This window comes from Streptomyces sp. KR80, from assembly GCF_052245555.1.
Lineage (GTDB): Bacteria > Actinomycetota > Actinomycetes > Streptomycetales > Streptomycetaceae > Streptomyces.
In genome coordinates, this window is the sequence record NZ_JBQQCD010000004.1 from 393,234 (window position 1) to 412,797 (window position 19,564).

Here is a 19,564-nt window from a genome sequence, read left to right on the forward strand (position 1 = left end):
CGTGGCTGCCCGTCAGAGCACGTCCGCGGTGGCGCTCGCCGTTTCCGAGGGGCGGGGGGTGCTCCGGCGCTCGGCGAGCCCAGGGAAGGCTACGCCGCCGCCCCGCCAGCGGGCCGACCGCACTGCCGCTTCGCGCAGCGCGGCCGCCGCCTCGCGGCGCAACGAGCCTTCCGTGGCGCGTACGAGATCGGCGTAGACCCCGGCCACGCGGTCCTCGAGCTCCGCGGCGAGCCGTGCCGCGGCGGCCTCGTCCGGGACGGGGAAGGGGAGCGCGTAGGCCGCGGCCGAGGACTCGGGACTGCCGCCCAGATCACGAATCGTGCGGCCGAGGGCGTCCCGGCGCGCCCGGTGGGCGTCGTACGCCTCACGGGCCTCGTTCCGCCTGCCATCCCCTATCCGCGCGCCGACGACGCCGTACCCGTACACCGCGGCGTGCTCGGCGCCCAGCGCTGCCTGTACGGCGTCGAGCGCTTCCTCCTCGGTCATCTCGTCTCTCCTGAGTGACGTGCTGCCCCGCGCCCGACCGGTGGCCGGGCGCCGAGCCGAATGGTTTCCCCGCTGCGGGCGGCCTTCACCACGGGTCAGCCGCCCCCGGCGAGGAGGTAGGCGTGGGCCGCGCCGGCTGCGGCGATCGAGGCGAGCAGGCGGGCCAGCTCCGGGGGTGCCTCGAGCAGGTCCGTGGTGCGCGCGTCGGCCGTACGGCGTTCGGCGTCGGCCAGGACAGTCAGCGCCCCGGCCTCGTCCTCCGGCACCTTCGGGGGCGACCCGTGACGGCCGGCGCGGAGGGACGGCGGGGCCGACGGCGGTGTGGGGGAGACCGACGAGGGTGTGGGCGGGGCGAACGAACCGGAGCGGGCGGGCCCGGCGAGCGCCGCCGCGTGCTCGGCGACCTCGGCCCGCAGCGGCGCGAGCCGGTCGGCCAGCGCCGGATGCACCTCGGCCGTCGCGTCGTAGCGGGCCAGCAGCGCCCAGGACTCCCGCGCGCCGCGCTCGCGCAGCTTCCGCGCCGCGGCGCCGTGCTCCGACCGCTCGGCCCGGCCGTCGTCGGAGCACCCCGAAAGCAGCCCTGCGGCAGCGGCGGCGCCGAAGGCGCCAACGAGCAGACTCCTTCTGCGCGGACCGGACGGGGGCCGCGACGGCGGGGGGAGCGGCACGGTTCACATCCTGTGGGAGCGGCGGCTCGGGCAGCCGGCGGTTCGGGTGGAGGCCGGCCTTGGGGGCACCTCCCAGCGGGAGCTGAGGGAGGAAGATCCTTGATCGGCCGGAGGATGAGCGTACCTGCGGGTACGGCGAGGATCATCGACCGGCTCGTCGGGGACCGGCGCAGCTGGGCCGTCCGCGCCGCCACCGCACCGGCACACCCCGCGGGAGGCGTACGGCATCACGGGCCGCGACCGGATAACCTTTGACCTGACACGCGACCTTCCGACAACAGCAAACGCGGCCGAGGAGTCACCCGGATGAGCACCACCCAGAGCGAGAGGCTGCGCGGACTGCTCGAACCGCTGGTCGCCGCGCGAGACCTGGATCTGGAAGAGATCGAAGTGACCCCGGCCGGGAAGCGGCGCGTGCTCCGGATCGTGGTGGACTCCGACGAGGGTGTCCAGTTGGACGCCTGCGCCGAGCTGAGCCGCGCGGTCTCCGAGAAACTCGACGAGACGGACGCGATGGGCAGAGCCCCGTACGTCCTCGAGGTCACCTCCCCCGGCGCCGACCGGCCCCTCACGCAGCCGCGTCACTACCGCCGCGCCGCCGGCCGGCTCATGAAGGCCCGGCTCGCCGAGGGTGGAGAGCTGGTCGCCCGGATCATCGCGGTCGACGACGAGGGGCTCGACCTGGAGGTGCCGGGCGTGAAGGGCCGCAGGCCCACCAGCCGCCGTCTGGCCTTCGGTGAGATCGCCAAGGCCAGGGTGGAGATCGAGTTCAACCGCAAGGCCGCTGAGAAGAATGCCGCCCCGAGTGCCGCGGCCGGTGACGACGAGAGCCAGGAGGAGGCGTAGCCGTGGACATCGACATGAGTGCCCTGCGGGGTTTGGTACGAGAGAAGGAGATCTCCTTCGACCTGCTGGTCGAGGCGATCGAGGCGGCCCTCCTCATCGCGTATCACCGCACCGAGGGAAGCCGTCGCCACGCGCGCGTGGAGCTGGACCGCAACACCGGCCATGTGACCGTCTGGGCGCAGGAGGACCCCGCCGACCTCCCGGAGGGCGAGGAGCCCCGCGAGTTCGACGACACGCCCTCCGGGTTCGGCCGGATCGCCGCGACCACCGCCAAGCAGGTCATCCTGCAGCGGCTGCGCGACGCCGAGGAGGAGATCACCTTCGGTGAGTACGCGGGCCGCGAGGGCGATGTCGTCACCGGAGTCGTGCAGCAGGGCAAGGACCCCAAGAACGTCCTCGTCGACATCGGCAGGCTCGAGGCGATCCTCCCCGTCCAGGAGCAGGTCCCGGGCGAGGACTACTCGCACGGCACCCGGCTGCGGTCGTACGTCGTCCGCGTGGTGAAGGGCGTGCGCGGCCCCTCGGTGACGCTCTCCCGCACCCACCCGAACCTCGTGAAGAAGCTCTTCGCGATGGAGGTCCCGGAGATCGCGGACGGGTCGGTGGAGATCGCGGCCATCGCCCGCGAGGCGGGCCACCGCACCAAGATCGCCGTACGGTCCACCCGCGCGGGCCTGAACGCCAAGGGCGCCTGCATCGGCCCGATGGGCGGCCGGGTGCGCGCGGTCATGGCCGAGCTGCACGGCGAGAAGATCGACATCGTCGACTGGTCGGACGACCCGGCGGAGCTGGTGGCGCATGCGCTGTCGCCCGCCCGGGTGAGCAAGGTCGAGGTCGTCGACCTCGCGGCGCGGTCGGCCCGGGTCACGGTGCCCGACTACCAGCTGTCCCTGGCGATCGGCAAGGAAGGGCAGAACGCCCGGCTGGCCGCGCGCCTCACCGGCTGGCGGATCGACATCCGTCCGGACACCGAGCTGGGGGCACGCCCCCAGCTATCGCCGGGGGGACCCCCGCCCGGGCCGTAGGGCCCAGGGGGACAGGCCGCCGCCCAGAGCTCCGCGTAGCGGCCCGCGGGCGGTGCGTGGTGGGCGATACTGGAAAAGGTCGCCTCAATCGGAAACAACGAGCACCCGTGCGGGCATTACCCCAGCAGGGTGAGGTCGGTGCGGGGAGGTAGACTAAAGCGTGTCTGGCCGGACGCATGCTGGTGCATGCCCTGAGCGAACGTGTGTGGGGTGCCGGGAGCGAGCGGCCAAGGACGATCTGCTGCGCATCGCGGTGGTCGAGGACGCCTGTGTCCCCGATCCCCGCGGTACGCTGCCCGGCCGGGGTGCATATGTGCATCCCGCCCAGGTCTGTCTCGATCTGGCGGTCCGCCGTCGGGCGTTCTCCCGGGCCTTCCGAGGCCGGGGACCGCTCGATACCGCGGCTCTGCGCCGACATGTCGAGCAGGCGACACCGTAAGTAAGTAAGAGAACGGCACGGGAGACCGTGCGGTCAGGTACCTCGCGAGTCGGAAGTAGGTCGAGATTGCGATGAGCACTCGATGAGTACGCGATGAGTACGCCCATGAAGTAGCGACGGTCCGGCGGACATCCCGGACCAGAAGGAGCGAAGTGGCTAAGGTCCGGGTATACGAACTCGCCAAGGAGTTCGGAGTTGAGAGCAAGGTCGTCATGGCCAAGCTCCAAGAACTTGGCGAATTCGTCCGTTCGGCGTCCTCGACGATCGAGGCACCGGTTGTACGCAAGCTGACGGATGCCTTCCAGCAAGGCAACGGCTCCGGCCGTGCCGCCAGCAAGCCCTCTGCGCCCCGCAAGGCGGCGCCCTCCCCCGCGTCCAAGCGCGCGGGAGGCCCCACGCCGGCCGTACCCAGCTCGGGTACGACGGCTCGTCCTGCTACCCCCAAGCCCGCCGCGGCCAAGCCCGCCGCGGCACCGGGGAGCACCCCTGCGGCCCCGGCTCCGGGTCCGCGCCCCACTCCGGGCCCGAAGAGCCCGAAGCCCACTCCGGCCCAGCCTGTGACGCCGGCCCCGGCATCCCCGGAGTTCACGGCACCCCCGACGGCCCCCGCCGGCCCCAAGCCCGGTGCCACTCCCGGCCCGCGTCCGGCCCGTCCGGCCGCTTCCGGCCAGGGGCGTGGCGATGGCTCGCGTCCGGGTGCCCCGCGCCCCGGCGGCGAGCGCCAGGCTCCGCGGGGCGGCGGTCGTCCGGCCGGTCCTCGTCCGGGTAACAACCCCTTCACCTCCGGTGGCAGCACCGGTATGGCGCGCCCGCAGGCGCCCCGTCCCGGTGGCGCCCCGCGTCCCGGCGGCCAGGGCGGCCCCGGTGGCCCGCGTCCGCAGGGCGGCCCGGGCGGTCCCCGTTCGCAGGGTCCGGGCGGTGCGCGTCCGACGCCCGGTGGCATGCCGCGCCCGCAGGGTGCGTCCGGTGGTCCCCGTCCTGGCGGCGGCCCCGGTGGCAACCGCCCGAACCCGGGCATGATGCCGCAGCGTCCCTCCGCCGGCCCGCGTCCGGGTCCCGGTGGCGGCGGCGGTCGCGGTCCGGCCGGTGCCGGCCGTCCCGGCGGCGGTGGCGGCGGTCGTCCCGGTGGTGGCGGCGGCGGTTTCGCCGGTCGTCCCGGCGGCGGTGGCGGCGGTCGTCCCGGTGGTGGCGGCGGCGGTTTCGCCGGTCGTCCCGGCGGCGGCGGTGGCGGCGGTGGCTTCGGCGGTGGCGGCGGTGGCCGTCCCGGCTTCGGCGGCCGTCCCGGCGGCCCCGGTGGCCGTGGTGGCACGCAGGGCGCGTTCGGCCGTCCCGGCGGTCCGGCGCGTCGTGGCCGCAAGTCGAAGCGGCAGCGGCGCCAGGAGTACGAGGCCATGCAGGCCCCATCCATCGGCGGCGTGATGCTGCCTCGCGGCAACGGGCAGACCGTCCGCCTGTCGCGTGGTGCCTCGCTCACCGACTTCGCGGAGAAGATCAACGCCAACCCGGCGTCGCTGGTCCAGGTGATGTTCAACCTGGGCGAGATGGTCACCGCGACCCAGTCGGTCTCCGACGAGACGCTGCATCTCCTCGGCGAGGAGATGAACTACGTCGTCCAGATCGTCAGCCCGGAGGAGGAGGACCGCGAGCTGCTCGAGTCCTTCGACATCGAGTTCGGCGAGGACGAGGGCGGCGAGGAGGCCCTGGTCTCCCGTCCGCCGGTGGTGACCGTCATGGGTCACGTCGACCACGGTAAGACGCGCCTGCTGGACGCGATCCGCAAGACCAACGTCATCGAGGGCGAGGCCGGCGGCATCACCCAGCACATCGGTGCGTACCAGGTCGCCACCGAGGTCAACGCGGAAGAGCGCAGGATCACCTTCATCGACACCCCGGGTCACGAGGCGTTCACCGCCATGCGTGCCCGCGGTGCCAAGTCGACCGACATCGCGATCCTCGTGGTGGCGGCCAACGACGGTGTGATGCCCCAGACGATCGAGGCGCTGAACCACGCCAAGGCGGCCGAGGTGCCGATCGTGGTCGCGGTCAACAAGATCGACGTCGAGGGCGCGGACCCGACGAAGGTGCGCGGTCAGCTGACCGAGTACGGCCTGGTGGCCGAGGAGTACGGCGGCGACACCATGTTCGTCGACATCTCCGCCAAGCAGGGCCTGCACATCGACAGCCTGCTCGAGGCCGTCGTCCTGACCGCTGACGCCTCGCTCGACCTGCGGGCCAACCCGGTCCAGGACGCGCAGGGCATCGCGATCGAGGCGCACCTCGACCGCGGCCGCGGCGCCGTGGCGACTGTGCTCGTCCAGCGCGGCACCCTGCGGGTCGGCGACACGATGGTGGTCGGCGACGCGTACGGCCGGGTCCGCGCGATGCTCGACGACAAGGGCGAGAACCTCGAAGAGGCGGGTCCGTCGACCCCGGTCCTCGTCCTGGGTCTCACCAACGTCCCGGGCGCCGGCGACAACTTCCTCGTCGTCGACGAGGACCGCACGGCCCGTCAGATCGCCGAGAAGCGCGCTGCGCGCGAGCGCAACGCCGCCTTCGCCAAGCGCACCCGCCGGGTGTCCCTCGAGGACCTGGACAAGGTGCTCAAGGCCGGCGAGGTGCAGCAGCTCAACCTCATCATCAAGGGCGACGCGTCCGGTTCGGTCGAGGCTCTCGAGTCCTCGCTGCTCCAGCTCGACGTCGGCGACGAGGTCGACCTGCGGATCCTGCACCGCGGTGTGGGTGCGGTCACCGAGACGGACATCGACCTGGCGACCGGCTCCGACGCCATCGTCATCGGCTTCAACGTGCGCGCCGAGGGGCGTGCCACGCAGATGGCCGAGCGCGAGGGCGTGGACGTCCGCTACTACTCGGTCATCTACCAGGTGATCGAGGAGATCGAGGCGGCTCTCAAGGGCATGCTCAAGCCGGAGTTCGAAGAGGTCGAGCTCGGTACCGCGGAGATCCGCGAGGTCTTCCGCTCCTCCAAGCTCGGCAACATCGCGGGTGTCCTCATCCGCTCCGGCGAGGTGCGGCGGAACACCAAGGCGCGTCTCATCCGCGACGGCAAGGTCGTGGCGGAGAACCTCACCATCGAGGGTCTGCGCCGCTTCAAGGACGACGTCACCGAGATTCGCGAAGGCTTCGAGGGCGGTATCAACCTCGGGAACTTCAACGACATCAAGGTCGACGACGTCATCGCGACGTACGAGATGCGGGAGAAGCCGCGCGGCTGATCGCGGACGACCCCGTTCGCGATGGGTGCGCAGCATCGTCCCGGGGCCGGTCGGCGGAGGAATTTCCGTCGATCGGCCCCGGCCGTTGCGTGTACGGTTCTGCCTGTCCCTGCCGGTACGGCGGGGCTTACGGACGAGGCCTCACAGGTGGCTTGACCTGGTTTCACATGTACGTAGGGACGCTGTCCTTCGACGTCCTCCTCGGCGACGTGCGGTCGTTGAAGGAGAAACGCTCCGTCGTCCGCCCGATCATCGCCGAGCTCCAGCGCAAGTACGCGGTGAGCGTGGCGGAGGTCGGCGACCAGGACCTCTACCGAAGGGCCAGGATCGGCTTGGCGGTCGTGTCCGGGGACACGGGGCACCTCACTGACGTACTGGACCGCTGCGAGCGCTTCGTCGCCGCCCGTCCGGAAGTGGAGCTGCTGTCGGTACGGCGGCGGTTCCACGGCGACCACGACGACTGATCCCGTCGCTGTCGCCGAGCGAGCGACACGCATGTGTCGCTCCAGCGCACAGCTCGCTCATGCGTTGCCGATCAAGCACGATCACGCGATCAGGAGTGATCGAGCGCGATCACGTGGCGCTGAACCAGCATCATGATGGAAGAGAAGAAGGAGACGGACCAGTGGCCGACAACGCGCGGGCCCGCAAGCTGGCGGACCGCATCCAGGTCGTGGTCGCGGAGACCCTGGATCGGCGCATCAAGGACCCCCGTCTGGGGTTCGTGACCATCACCGACGCCAGGGTCACCGGTGACCTGCGGGAGGCCACGGTCTTCTACACGGTCTACGGGGACGACGCGGAGCGTGCGGCCTCGGCCGCGGCCCTGGAGAGCGCCAAGGGGATCCTGCGGTCCGAGGTCGGGCGCCAGACCGGCGTGCGGTTCACGCCGACCCTGACGTTCGTGCCCGACGCCCTGCCGGAGACCGCCCGGATCATCGACGACCTGCTGGACCAGGCGCGGACGAAGGACGCGCAGGTGCGGGAGGCGTCCACCGGCGCCCGGTACGCCGGCGACGCGGACCCGTACCGCAAGCCGGGCGAGGAGGACGAGGCCGGCGACGAGCCCGAGCACGGATCCCGGCACGAGGACGAAACCTCCGAATGACGCGCAAGGGCAGGGGCACGGGGCCGGACGGGTTGATCATCGTCGACAAGCCGTCCGGCTTCACGTCGCACGACGTCGTCGCGAAGATGCGCGGGATCGCCCGTACCCGGCGGGTCGGACACGCGGGCACCCTCGACCCGATGGCGACCGGTGTGCTCGTCCTCGGGGTCGAGCGGGCCACCCGGCTGCTGGGGCATCTGGCGCTGACCGAGAAGGAGTACGTCGCGACGATCCGGCTCGGTCAGACGACGGTCACGGACGACGCGGAGGGCGAGGTCACGGAGTCCGCCGGTGCCTCGGGCGTGGCGCGGGAGGCCATTGACGCGGGGGTCCGCAAGCTGACCGGCGACATCCGGCAGGTGCCCGCCAAGGTGAGCGCCATCAAGATCGACGGCAAGCGCTCGTACAAGCGCGTGCGGGAGGGCGAGGACGTCGAGCTGGCGGCCCGGCCGGTGACCGTGTCGTCCTTCGACGTGCACGAGGTACGGCAGGCCGTGGCCGACGACGGCACTCCGGTGCTCGATGTGGCGGTCACCGTCGTCTGCTCCTCGGGCACGTACATCCGCGCACTCGCCCGCGACCTCGGGGCGGATCTGGGCACCGGGGGTCATCTGACGGCGCTGCGGCGGACGCGCGTCGGGCCGTACGGGCTGGATGCGGCGCACACGCTGGAGCAGCTGCAGGAGTCCCTCACCGTCATGCCGATCGCGGAGGCGGCGGCTGCCGCGTTCCCGCGCTGGGACGTGGACGAGAGGCAGGCCAAGCTGCTGTCGCACGGCGTACGGCTGGACGCACCCGGGCTGGACGTTGCGGGGCCGATCGGGGTGTTCGGGCCGGACGGGGGTTTCCTGGCGCTGGTGGAGGAGTCGCAGGGGAAGGCGAAGAGCCTGGCGGTCTTCGCGTAGACCCCTCCCCAGCGCCACCCGTCCCCTCCCCGCCGGTGGCCCTCTGCGCCGTGGCGTCGGCGGGAGCCGGGGACCTGTCAGCCGCGGACGAGAGATCCGGGGTCGATCTCGATCGGGAACGGGCGCTCGATCGGCGTCCAGTGCCCGGCCTGCGCGACCCGGACGTCGAGGTACCCACCGGGCTGCAGCTCGCCCACGTAGATCCTCGGCGCCGGCTCCAGCTCCACCCGCCAAAGGTTCGGGATTTCCGCCGCGGCGTACATCACGGGTTTGAGCTTGCAGTCGGTGACCCGGGTCGACAGCGACGCGATCTCGATCACGGCCAGGACGTCCTCCGGACCGACGGTCGGGCCCATCGCCGTCGGGCCCTTGATCTCCACGATCGCGATGTCCGGGATCAGCAGGCCGTCCGGCACGACGATGTTGGCGGCCTCCAGGACCGACACGGGTGCCTGGGCGTCCTCGGCGGCCTGGCCCAGCAGGCGGGCCAGCCGACGCGCTGCCCGCTGGTATGCGACTCCGACGGCCGGGCTCACCATCAGTGCGCCCCCCACCAGCTCGATCCGGGTGCGTTTGGCCTCGGGCAGTGCGAGAACCTCATCCAACGTCCACGGCCCGGCGTGGTGCTCGTAGGCGACACTCACGGTTACGGTCACCTCCTTCCGGGCTGTTTCCCTCAGTGTGACCCGGTCCGGCGCCCGTTGTCCGCTATGCGGAGCCGTCCTCAGCAGCTCTGATCGCCTGTGAGGCGTGATGTGGCCCGCTCGGGCCACGAGCCCCGGGCCGCGAGTCCGAGCGAATGATCCGCTCGCACGCCTGCGACGGCGACGTAGGCTGCAGGGAGGCCGCCGCCTTCGGCCGATGCCGAGGGTGGTCCCTGAGGGTCAGGAGGCATAGACCCATGGCAGCAGGAGAACGCGATGCTGCGCCCCGCCGGGAGCCGCTGAGCCCGGCGGCCGAGGCCGCGCGGATGGAGGCGGTCCGCCACTACGACATCCTGGACACCCCGCCGGACCGGGCGTTCGACAGGATTGCGGCGTTGGCGGCCCGCCTGTTCGACGTGCCCGTGGCGACCGTGACGATCGTGGACACCGACCGGATCTGGTTCAAGGCCGGCCACGGCCTGAACGGGATGACCCAGGTCAGCCGGGAGCCGGGCATGTGCGCCACGGCGATCCTCGCCGACGAGGCTCTGGTCGTCCCCGACACCCTCACCGATCCCGTCGCGCACGCGCACCCGCTCGTGACGGGTCCGACGCAGATCCGCTTCTACGCCGGTGCGCCCATCACCACCGCCGAGGGCCACCGCCTCGGCACCGTCAACATCCTGGACTGCAAGCCGAGGCAGCTCACAGCGGCCGACATCGCGACCCTCACCGACCTGGCCGCGATCGTGCTCAACGAGCTGGAACTCCGGCTGTCGGCGATGCGCGCGCTGCGCGCCGAGCGGGAACTGCTCGCCGTCGAGCGCGCCGCCCGGCAGCAGGCCGAGCGGAATCGCGCGGAGCTCGCCGACTTCGCGTCCACGCTGCAGCGAAAGCTGCTCCCGCCCGCGCTGCCGCCCGTGCCGGGGCTGGAACTGGCCTGTCACTATTCCCCCGCCTCGGCCCGTGACGTCGGCGGCGACTTCTACGACGTGTTCTCCCTCGGCGGCGATCGGTGGGCCTTCTTTCTCGGCGACGTGTGTGGCAAGGGGGCGCATGCCGCAGCGCTGACCTCCCTGGTCCGCTACACCCTGCGGGCCGCCGCATGGCACAACCCCGACCCACAAGCCGCCTTGGAGATGCTCAACGCGGCTCTCCTGCTGGAACCAGATGACGGAAGCCGCTTCTGCACGGTCGTCTTCGGCACGCTGGACCCGGATCCGGCAGGCGGCTTCACGGTCACCGTGGCCACCGGCGGTCACCCCCCGGCCTACCACCTGCAGCCGGACGGGTTCGGCACCCTGGAGCACGCGAAGCCGGTCCCTCCGGCTGGGGGGACGGTCATCGGCGTCATACCCGAGGTCGCCCTCACCACCGCGAGGTTCCGCCTCGCCCCCGGCGAGGCGCTGCTGCTGTACACCGACGGGCTCACCGAAGCCCGTGCCCGCGACGGCACCCGATTCGGGGACGACGCGCTGACCGCTCACCTCGCGCGCAGCCATGCCTCCGATGCGGCGGTTCGGGCCCCCGCGCTCATGGACAACCTCGTCTCCCTGCTGTCCGCCTTCCCCTTCGGCCCGAGCGACGACGTCGCCCTGCTCGCCCTCAGCGTCCCGCCTTGAGGTGTCCCGGGTCCGGTGGGCTCGGCCAAGCTCAGTAGCGCACCCAGGCGGCGCTGCTCCCTGCCGGGGTGGGTGAGGACGGAACCCCGGCCCGAAGGCCGGGGTTCCCTCTCAGTTGGAGCCGGCCGGGGCCCCGGGCGCCCGGCAGCGGGCGCCCGGGGCTGGCGGGCCTCATCGTGGAGCGAGGAACGGACATGTCCCGCGTTCCACGCTCCACGATCCCCCTCACCCCCTGTTTATCCACTCCCACCCGCCGATTCACCCCATCAGGCAGGCGCGCGGAGTGATCCGCGGGAGTAGAAGGGGGCGCGTTCGCGGGGCGATCTTTTCTGCTGATCATTGCGTGCCTACCGTCGATGAGCAGGGCTGCTGAATTCGAGCCCGGGCGGGGAGGTTCGGCGCATGGCGGTTCGTACGGCCGACGCGGCAGCGGCACTGGTCCGCATCTGCGATCTCGCGGGCCGCCCCCGCGGCACCGGCTTCCTCGCCGACGATCTCGGCACCTTGCTCACCAGCCACGAAGCCGTCGACGGTCTGGCACGTCTCGTCCTGCACGCGCCCGGTGGGCGGGTCTGTCTCGTCGAGGCCGACGCCATCACCGCCCTGCCCGAGTCCGACCTGGCGCTGGTACGGACCGAGGACCTCGGCGTGCCGCCGCTGGCCGTCGCCCCCGCGGACGCGGCAGCCCCCGGCACCCGCGTCCGGCTGCGGGCCCGTGGCTGGCTCGACGCACGGGTCTCCGCGGTCGCGGACGCCGTCACGTACACCGCGACCGATCGCTTCCATCTGCTGGGCGAAGCCCTGGAGTTGGCGATCGACGTGGCCGACAGAGCCGACGGCGAGGCCCTGCGGCTCGGTGGGCGCGCCACCGGTGGCCCCGTGCTGGACGCCGAGACCGGGGCCGTACTCGCCGTCATCGGGACCGCCCTGCACGCCGACCACCGTGCGGCCGCCTTCGCGGTCCCGCCCGGTGCGGCCGCGGCCGCGGAGCCCGGCGGTCCGCTCGCCGAGCTGCTGGCCCGGAACGCCGCGACCGTGCCCGCGTACGGGCGGGCGCTCAACCTCGCCGGTGCGCTCCAGCTGACGGCCACCTCCGTGGGACGGGCCGACGGTCCCCGTACGTCTCCCGAGCCGGTCGAACGGCCCGCGACAGCCGCCGAGTTCGACGCGTTCCTGCGCTCGTCCGATCCGGTGCACGCGCGCGTGCTGGCGCTGGTCGGCGAACCGGGCGTGGGGCGCACGACCGAACTGCGAGCGCTCGCGGCCCGTCGCGCGCGGGGCGCCGAGCCGGCCCCGACGGTGTGGCTGTGCGGCGCCGATCTGAAGCCCGGCGACTGCGGCGTCGCGGACGCCGTGGAGCGGGTGCTGCAGGCGGCGGCCCGCGTCGTGGCCGCGTCGGCCGAGGGGACGGGGTTCGTGGGAGCCCTGCCGGGCGAGGACGGGGACATCGTCACCCCGGATCGGATCGCCGGTCTCGCGCGGGACGCCGGACGTCCGCTGCTGGTCCTCCTCGACGCGGCCGAGGAGATGCCCCAGGCGCTCGCGGAGCGGCTCCCGGCGTGGACGGCGGAGACGACGGACTGGCTCGAAGACGCCGGAGCCCGGCTCATCGTGGCCTGCCGCCCCGAGCACTGGGAGCGGGTCGCAGGGATGTTCCCGGCCTCGATGCGGCACCGGCCCGACCCGGCGGGGGAGGAGGACTGCGTACGGCTGGGCGACCTGACCCCGGGCGAGGCGGAACGCGCCCGCGCGCGGTACGAGATCCCCGACGGCGCGCTCGAGGAGCAGGACGCCGCACACCCGCTGGCCCTGCGCCTGCTCGCGGAGGTGCACGCCGCGATGCCGGAAGGCCCCGAGGCCGGCGGGCGTCCCGGCAGAGCCGAGATCTTCGCCGCGCATCTGGACCTGATGTGCCTGCGGATCGCCGTACGGCTTGCGGCCGCGGACCGGCCGCCGCGTGCCACGGCCGTACGCCGCCTGGCGGCCCGGGTCGCGGGCCGGGTGCACGAAGCCGCCCGCCGGTGCCTGGGCACCGGACAGGGCGAGCTGGACCGGCAGACCTTCGAGGAACTCTTCCCTTGGCGTACGGGCTGGGCCTCCGCGGTGCTCACGGAAGGGCTGATCGTCCCGTCCGGGGACGGGTACCGCTTCGCCCACGAGGAGTGCGCCGACTGGATCCAGGGCGCGCACCTCGATCTCGACGCAGCCCTGCATGCGCTGGTGCACCGCTGGTACGAGGCCGCCGAGACGGACGCACCCGTCGGCCCGCCGGTCGGCCCCGCCTCGCGCGGGGACGGCCAGGATGCTGCCGAGCCGCCGGCTCGCGGACGGACCCGCGGACGTGACGGCGGGGGGCCGGCGACATCGAAGCCGGGCCCAGGTGAGGGGCGTGAGCGGGGTGAGCCCACGCCCTCCGACTCCGGCTCAGCGCCCCGCTACCGGCTCGGCCCCGTACTCCAAGCCTTGCTCCTCCTCGAGCGCAGGTCGGGCCCTGAGGAGCTGGCCTGCCGGCTCAAGGATCTGGCGCACGCGGTGGACGCCCTCGCGGCACGCCGGGGCGCCGAAGGCGGGCTTCAGGACGCGCCGACCCACGGCCGACGGGACAACGTGCTCGCGAGCGGCACGGAGGGCGAGCGGGCGGGCTCCGATGCAGCGGACTCCTCGGCCACCGCGATCCCCGCCGCTTCCGACGCGGGCGACGCCGCCTGGTGGGCGGCCCGACTGCTCCGCGAGACCCTGCTCCGGGTGCCCGACATCCGCCCGTATCTCGGCGTGCTGCGGTTCCTCGCCGAGCGGATCGCCGAGCGCTCCGTCTGCGCCGGGGGCATCGATCCGGCGGGCCTCGAAGGATTCCTCCCGTGGTTCTGGATGCGACTGCCGCTCGATACGGCCGACCGGCTCGACCTGCTGCGGCTGCTGCTGCCGGCCGACAGCCCGCCCGCACAAGACGCCGCCCGCCCGCGCTTCATCGACGCCGCCGGTGACCTGCTGCGTGCCGAACCCGAGACCGTACAGCCGCTGCTGTGCCGATGGTTCACCGACGACCGGCCCCTGCAGACCGCGCCGGACGGCGACCCGGGCCTGCGCCCCACCGTGGCGGCCGCCGCTCAGGCACTGCTCCACACGCACCGGCAGCGGGCCGTGGACGACCTCACCGAGGCGCTCGTCGCGGCCGCCCACCCGCGCGCCGACGAGCTCCTCGTCGACCTCGCCGAGGACGAGACGTCCGCCCTCTGTCGCGCCGTGGACCGCTGGGCCCACGACCGCCGCACCGAACGGCACGTCGCCGCCGCCTCCCTCGCCCTGCGGACCGCGCCGCACGTCCGCACGGACGCGGACCGCGAGCTGCTGCGATACGCCGCCCTCGCCCTCCTCGACCGCCCCGCCGACTGCTCCCTGCACGGCGCCGCCCTGGCCCTCCTCGTACGCGACCCCGAGAGCAGGCACCGGCACCTGCCGCATGCCGTCGCGCGGTTCGCCGCTCAGGACCCCCACCTGCCGCCCAGTGCCCTCGCAGTCGCGCTCCCCACCCACCCGGAGCCGGTGCTCGCCGCATTCCAGGCGCGGCTGCACGCGCCGGAGGGCGAGCCGGGGCGGGGGAAGCCGACCGGGACGGGCGGCGCGGGCGAGGTGCTGCGGACGCTCGCCGACGTGACCACCCCGGCTCTGGCCCGTCGCGCCGCCGCCCTGGTGCGCGACTACGTGGAGCGGCACCCGGACGGTGCCCAGCACGCCGCCGCGTACGTGGACCGGCGGCTGGAGCACGGGCCCTCCGCCCGCTCCGTCCTCTTTCCCCTGGTCGCCGGCCTCCTGCGCGAGCAGCCGCCACAGGTGCGCCGGGCCCTCGCACCCGTCCTGGCCGCCCCCGGCACGCGCATCTCGCGACCGCTGCGCCAGGAGCTGCTGGAGGTGCTGCTGGAGCACGAGCAGTACGGGCGGCAGGGCAGGGACGACCCGTCCGTACTCGAGGCCCTGCTCCGGGCGGCCGCCCACGGGGCGGCCCTGCGCCACGAAGCGCACACCCGTGAACTGGTCCACCGGACGGGGCTCCTGCTGGTGCGCACGCCGGAGGGCGCGGCCTGTTTCGACCGTCGCCTGGTGGAGCTCGCGCGCCGGCTGCCGGGCTTCGCGCGGCAGGTGCGCAGGTGGCTGGAGTCCGCGCCCCGGGAGTGGGCCGCGATCGTCGGTCCCAGCGCCCTGCGGATGCTCGACATACCACCCGACGCCCCGCGGGCACCTCGCCGCCCGCGGGGCGAGGCTTCCGGACTCCCGGCGGACTCCGTCGCCCCAGATGACTCGGATGTCTGCGATGTCCCCGAAGTCTCCGATGCCGATGCGAGTGGCAGGCACCCGGCATGGCAGTCTTAGACCTGCGTCATCCGACGGGCATCACGTACACGGGTTCGGCGAGGAGCGGTCACAGTGCAGCGCTGGCGTGGCTTGGAGGACATCCCCGAGGGGTGGGGGCGCAGTGTCGTCACCATCGGCTCGTACGACGGGGTGCACCGCGGGCACCAGCTGATCATCGGCCGTGCCGTGGCACGCGCGCGTGAACTGGGCATCCCCTCCGTCGTCGTCACCTTCGACCCGCACCCCAGCGAGGTGGTGCGCCCTGGCAGCCACCCGCCGCTGCTCGCCCCCCACCACCGCCGCGCGGAGCTGATGGCGGAACTGGGCGTGGACGCCATGCTGATCCTGCCCTTCACCGCCGAGTTCTCGAAGCTCTCGCCCGCGGACTTCGTGGTGAAGGTCCTGATGGACAAGTTGCATGCCAAGGCGGTCGTCGAGGGCCCCAACTTCCGCTTTGGACACCGAGCGGCGGGCGACGTCGACTTCCTCGCCGAGCTGGGGCGGACGTACGACTACGAGGTCGAGGTCGTCGATCTGTTCGTGCGCGGCGAGGCGGGCGGCGGCGAGCCGTTCTCCTCGACCCTGACGCGGCGACTGATCGCCGAGGGCGACGTGGCCGGCGCCATGGAGATCCTCGGGCGGCCGCACCGCGTCGAGGGCGTGGTGGTGCGGGGCGCGCAGCGCGGCCGTGAGCTCGGCTACCCGACCGCCAATGTGGAGACGCTGCCGCACACCGCGATCCCGGCGGACGGCGTCTACGCGGGGTGGCTGGTGGTCGAGGGCGAATCCATGCCCGCGGCGATCTCGGTCGGCACGAACCCTCAGTTCGACGGCACCGAGCGGACCGTCGAGGCGTACGCGATCGACCGCGTCGGACTGGAGCTCTACGGCATGCACGTGGCCGTGGACTTCCTCACGTACTTGCGGGGCCAGCAGAAGTTCGCGTCGATCGAGGCACTGCTGGAAGGGATCGCGGACGACGTCAAGCGCTCGCGCGAGCTGATCGAGGCCCACGAGCGCTGAGGGCGGCCGCGCCTGCAGCCACATACGAAACGTCGGTCTGCACCACCTGGTTGTGGGTGGCGAAGACCGACGTTCGCATCCGTGCCCGGTTATTGCTGCTGTGGTGGCGGATAGCCGTATCCGGGCTGCTGCGGCTGCTCGTCCTGCTGGGGCTGCTGCCAGCCCTGGCCGGGTGGGAACGAGCCCTGCTGGCCCTGCTGTTCGCCCTGCTGGGGCTGCTGAGTCCACCCGGGTGGGAACGTGCCCTGCTGCGGCTGCGCACCCGGCTGGCCGGTCTGCCACTGCGCGCCCGGCTGCGGGTACTGGGGTGGCAGCGGCTGCCCGGTCCGCGGGTCGACCTGCGGCTGGGCGTACGGCTGTCCGGGCTGTTGCGGGTGGCCGCCCTGCTGGGGCGGGTACCCCTGCTGCTGGCCAGGCAGCGGCGGGGCCATCTGCGGCGGCTGGGTGTTCCCGTCGCCGGTCCACAGCCCCTCGGCCTGCTGGACGCGGATGAAGTCCTCGGCGACCAGGGCCGAGAGGTTGAAGTACGCCTCGCGGGTCCTCGGCCGCATCATGTCGAGGTCCACCTCCGCGCCGGCGGCGAGGTGTTCGTCGAACGGCACGACGACCACGCCGCGGCACCGCGTCTCGAAGTGGGCCACGATGTCCTCGACCTTGATCATCTTCCCGGTCTCACGGACTCCGGAGATGACGGTGATGCTGCGCTGCACCAGATCGGCGTAGCCGTGCGCCGACAGCCAGTCGAGGGTGGTGCTGGCACTGCTCGCACCGTCCACGGAGGGCGTGGAGATGATGATCAACTGGTGGGCGAGGTCCAGCACACCGCGCATCGCGCTGTAGAGCAGGCCGGTGCCCGAGTCGGTGAGGATGATCGGGTACTGCCGGCCGAGCACGTCCAGGGCGCGCCGGTAGTCCTCGTCGTTGAAGGTCGTGGACACGGCCGGGTCCACGTCGTTGGCGAGGATCTCCAGGCCGGAGGGGGCCTGCGAGGTGAACCGGCGGATGTCCATATAGCTGTGCAGCCGCGGGATCGCCTGCACCAGGTCGCGGATCGTCGCACCGGTCTCGCGGCGGACCCGGCGGCCGAGCGTACCGGCGTCCGGGTTGGCGTCGATTGCGAGGATCTTGTCCTGGCGCTCGGTCGCCAGCGTCGCGCCGAGAGCAGTGGTGGTCGTGGTCTTGCCGACACCGCCCTTGAGGCTGATCACCGCGATCCGGTAGCAGGACAGCACCGGAGTACGGATCAACTCCAGCTTCCGCTGCCGCTCCGCCTCCTCCTTCTTGCCGCCGATCTTGAACCGGGACGGCTGGGCGATGTTGGCGCCCGGCTTCTTCTTCTTGGGCTGATTGCGCATCAGCCGGTCGGAGGTCAGGTCGACGGAGGCGCCGTAGCCCAACGGCGCCCCGGGCGCAGAGCGCTGCTGCTGACCGGGACCAGGACCGGGGCCCGGGCCGGGGCCGGGTGACCAGCCGTCCGTCCGCGGAGTCACGGGCTGTGCGGGGGCGGGTCCGGCGTCCGCTGCCTGGGCCGGGTCTCCCTGCTGTTGGGGACCAGCCTGCGGATACCCGTAACCCCCTGCCTGCGGCGTGGGGGCGCCGGGCTGCGGGTAGCCGTACGCCGCTTGCTGCGCGGGCGCGTTCGGGGACTGCGGCGCCGCCTGCGGGCCTGCTCCCTGTTGCTGGACTGGTGCGCCGGGTCCGGGAGCCTGGGGTGGCAGAGGGCCGGCCTGAGGCAGGGGCTGACCCTGCGGCGGCGTCCCCTGCGGCGGCGTCGCGTACGGGTTGGCTTGCGGGGCGGGTGCGCCCTCCTGCTGTGGGGCGGGGGCCTGGGCGCCGGGCCAACCGGGCTGAGGGGCCTGGGCACCCGGCTGGGGTGCGCCGTAACCACCTTGGGCCGCTGCCTGAGCCTGAGCCTGAGCCTGCGCCTGCGCCTGGGCCTGCGCCTGGGCCTGCGCAGGATCGGCGTGTTGGGGATAGCCGTAACCCCCCTGTGCCTGGGCGGCCTGCACCTGGGCCGGATCCGCGGGCTGGAAGTTCGGCGGAAGCGGCGGAAGCGCACCGTGTGCGGCGGCAGGCGGCTGCCCGCCCTGCGGAGCGCCGGCATTCCACGGCGCGCCATGGCTCGGCGGAGCCGGTGTCGCCGACGGCTGGTACGGCCCCTGCTGGTTGACGCCTGGCTGGTTGGCGCTCTGTTGGTTCGCGTCGGGTGCCGGAGCGTTCGCCGGGGCGGGCTCGGCGGTCGCGTCACCGGCAGCCTGGCCGGAGGGCCACGCAGACGGGGTGGCGTCCGGCTGCTCGGTCGTCACCGGCGGAGAGTCGTCCGTCGCCGGGCCGTCGTCCGCCGCCGTCGCGTCCGGAGCCGCTTCGGAGTTCGAGCCCGACTCCGACTCCGACTCCGGCTCTGTGCTCGGCTCCGACTCCGCTTCCGAGTCCGCGTCGTCACCCCAGAGCGACGCTGAAGGATCGACCCCGGAGCCGCTGCGCACCCGGGGCGCGGAGGGAGCAGCCCCGCCGTCCGAAGTCGACTCCGAGCCTTCGGACTCGGAGGCAGCAGCCGTGTCGGCCGACGGGGAGGGCGTCGGGGCAGGCGTCGTGGACTGCACCGGGGCAGGAGCCGGTGCAGGCGCGGCGGCGGGCACATCGTCGTTGTCGACCGGCCGGAGCATCGGGAAGGCAGGCGGGGGAGGGCCGCCGGCCCCGGCGGTCGCGGGGCCGCCCGCCGAAGGCGCAGTCTGTTCCGGCGGCGTACCCACCGGCGGGCCGGCCGGTTGCCCACCGCCCACCGGCGGGCCGGCCGGTTGCCCACCGCCCACCGGCGGGCCGGCCGGTTGCCCACCGCCCACCGGACCGCCGTACGACCCCGGTCCGGACACCGGCAGCGGGCTGCCGATCGGTGGCGGAGGGGTCGGCGCCGTGTTGCCTGTGCCACCACCGCCCGTGGTGTTGCTGTTCTGCGCGTACCAGTCAGGCGCGGCGAAGTCGAGCTTGAACTCGCCCGTGAGCTCGAGTTCGCTCTGATCGTCGTCGGGGTGGGAGCTGTCCGGACGGAAACCGTTCCGATCGCTGTTCACTGTGCCTCCTGCACTGACACGCACCTGAACGGCAGGACCGGATACAGGCGGATCAACTCGTCATAGCGGGCGCGGCCGTACACCACCTCGTGCGTCACCAACGATCCCTCCCCGTGGTGGCTGCCCTCGTGTACTCCTGCCGCT

14 protein-coding genes are annotated in these 19,564 nt (G+C 73.1%); 10 read left to right on the forward strand and 4 right to left on the reverse strand.

What is annotated here, in order from left to right:
• Positions 1 to 12 precede the first annotated feature (12 nt).
• A complete protein-coding gene (locus ACTWQI_RS09285) occupies positions 13 to 486 on the reverse strand; it encodes a ferritin-like domain-containing protein (protein WP_443269267.1) in 474 nt (157 codons plus the stop codon).
• Positions 487 to 581: 95 nt separating this feature from the next.
• Positions 582 to 1,154 carry a hypothetical protein gene (locus ACTWQI_RS09290; RefSeq protein ID WP_443269268.1) on the reverse strand — a complete coding sequence of 191 codons (573 nt, stop codon included), beginning with the start codon at positions 1,152 to 1,154 and terminating at the stop codon, positions 582 to 584.
• Between the two features lie 306 nt (positions 1,155 to 1,460).
• On the opposite strand from ACTWQI_RS09290, the gene rimP reads away from it, so the two are divergent.
• The 7 genes from rimP to truB all read left to right on the forward strand — a co-directional run bounded on the left by rimP (position 1,461) and on the right by truB (position 8,710).
• Positions 1,461 to 2,000: a ribosome maturation factor RimP gene (rimP, locus tag ACTWQI_RS09295; RefSeq protein ID WP_443269269.1), complete on the forward strand. Its 540-nt coding sequence runs from the start codon at positions 1,461 to 1,463 to the stop codon at positions 1,998 to 2,000.
• A gap of 2 nt (positions 2,001 to 2,002) precedes the next feature.
• Positions 2,003 to 3,025, forward strand: a complete 1,023-nt coding sequence (gene nusA, locus ACTWQI_RS09300; RefSeq protein ID WP_443269270.1) for a transcription termination factor NusA — start codon at positions 2,003 to 2,005, stop codon at positions 3,023 to 3,025.
• Between the two features lie 160 nt (positions 3,026 to 3,185).
• On the forward strand, positions 3,186 to 3,464 hold the full coding sequence (locus ACTWQI_RS09305) for a YlxR family protein (protein WP_443269271.1): 279 nt from the start codon (positions 3,186 to 3,188) through the stop codon (positions 3,462 to 3,464).
• A gap of 152 nt (positions 3,465 to 3,616) precedes the next feature.
• Positions 3,617 to 6,697, forward strand: coding sequence for a translation initiation factor IF-2 (gene infB / locus ACTWQI_RS09310; RefSeq protein WP_443269272.1), 3,081 nt, complete (start codon positions 3,617 to 3,619; stop codon positions 6,695 to 6,697).
• A gap of 167 nt (positions 6,698 to 6,864) precedes the next feature.
• Positions 6,865 to 7,161 (forward strand): DUF503 domain-containing protein, encoded by a 297-nt coding sequence (locus ACTWQI_RS09315; RefSeq protein ID WP_443269273.1) that lies wholly within the window; start codon positions 6,865 to 6,867, stop codon positions 7,159 to 7,161.
• Positions 7,162 to 7,322: 161 nt separating this feature from the next.
• The gene (gene rbfA / locus ACTWQI_RS09320) at positions 7,323 to 7,805 is read left to right on the forward strand and encodes a 30S ribosome-binding factor RbfA (protein ID WP_443269274.1); all 483 of its coding nucleotides are present in this window, start codon (positions 7,323 to 7,325) and stop codon (positions 7,803 to 7,805) included.
• On the forward strand, positions 7,802 to 8,710 hold the full coding sequence (truB, locus tag ACTWQI_RS09325) for a tRNA pseudouridine(55) synthase TruB (protein WP_443269275.1): 909 nt from the start codon (positions 7,802 to 7,804) through the stop codon (positions 8,708 to 8,710). The genes rbfA and truB overlap by 4 nt, the downstream gene beginning before the upstream one ends.
• Before the next feature lie 77 nt (positions 8,711 to 8,787).
• Here the strand turns inward: truB and ACTWQI_RS09330 are convergent, their stop codons facing one another.
• Positions 8,788 to 9,366, reverse strand: a complete 579-nt coding sequence (locus ACTWQI_RS09330) for a Uma2 family endonuclease (RefSeq protein ID WP_443269276.1) — start codon at positions 9,364 to 9,366, stop codon at positions 8,788 to 8,790.
• A 245-nt stretch (positions 9,367 to 9,611) separates the two neighbouring features.
• Here ACTWQI_RS09330 and ACTWQI_RS09335 point away from each other — a divergent pair, with 245 nt between their 5' ends.
• From ACTWQI_RS09335 to ACTWQI_RS09345, 3 genes are all read left to right on the forward strand, one after another.
• Positions 9,612 to 10,976, forward strand: a complete 1,365-nt coding sequence (locus tag ACTWQI_RS09335; RefSeq protein ID WP_443269277.1) for a PP2C family protein-serine/threonine phosphatase — start codon at positions 9,612 to 9,614, stop codon at positions 10,974 to 10,976.
• A 402-nt stretch (positions 10,977 to 11,378) separates the two neighbouring features.
• Positions 11,379 to 15,344 carry a trypsin-like peptidase domain-containing protein gene (locus ACTWQI_RS09340; protein WP_443269278.1) on the forward strand — a complete coding sequence of 1,322 codons (3,966 nt, stop codon included), beginning with the start codon at positions 11,379 to 11,381 and terminating at the stop codon, positions 15,342 to 15,344.
• 54 nt (positions 15,345 to 15,398) lie between these two features.
• Complete coding sequence (locus ACTWQI_RS09345; RefSeq protein ID WP_443269279.1) at positions 15,399 to 16,349, forward strand: bifunctional riboflavin kinase/FAD synthetase; 951 nt, start codon at positions 15,399 to 15,401, stop codon at positions 16,347 to 16,349.
• Between the two features lie 89 nt (positions 16,350 to 16,438).
• Here ACTWQI_RS09345 and ACTWQI_RS09350 read toward each other — a convergent pair whose 3' ends face one another.
• A complete protein-coding gene (locus ACTWQI_RS09350; RefSeq protein ID WP_443269280.1) occupies positions 16,439 to 19,420 on the reverse strand; it encodes an SCO5717 family growth-regulating ATPase in 2,982 nt (993 codons plus the stop codon).
• Positions 19,421 to 19,564: the final 144 nt, after the last annotated feature.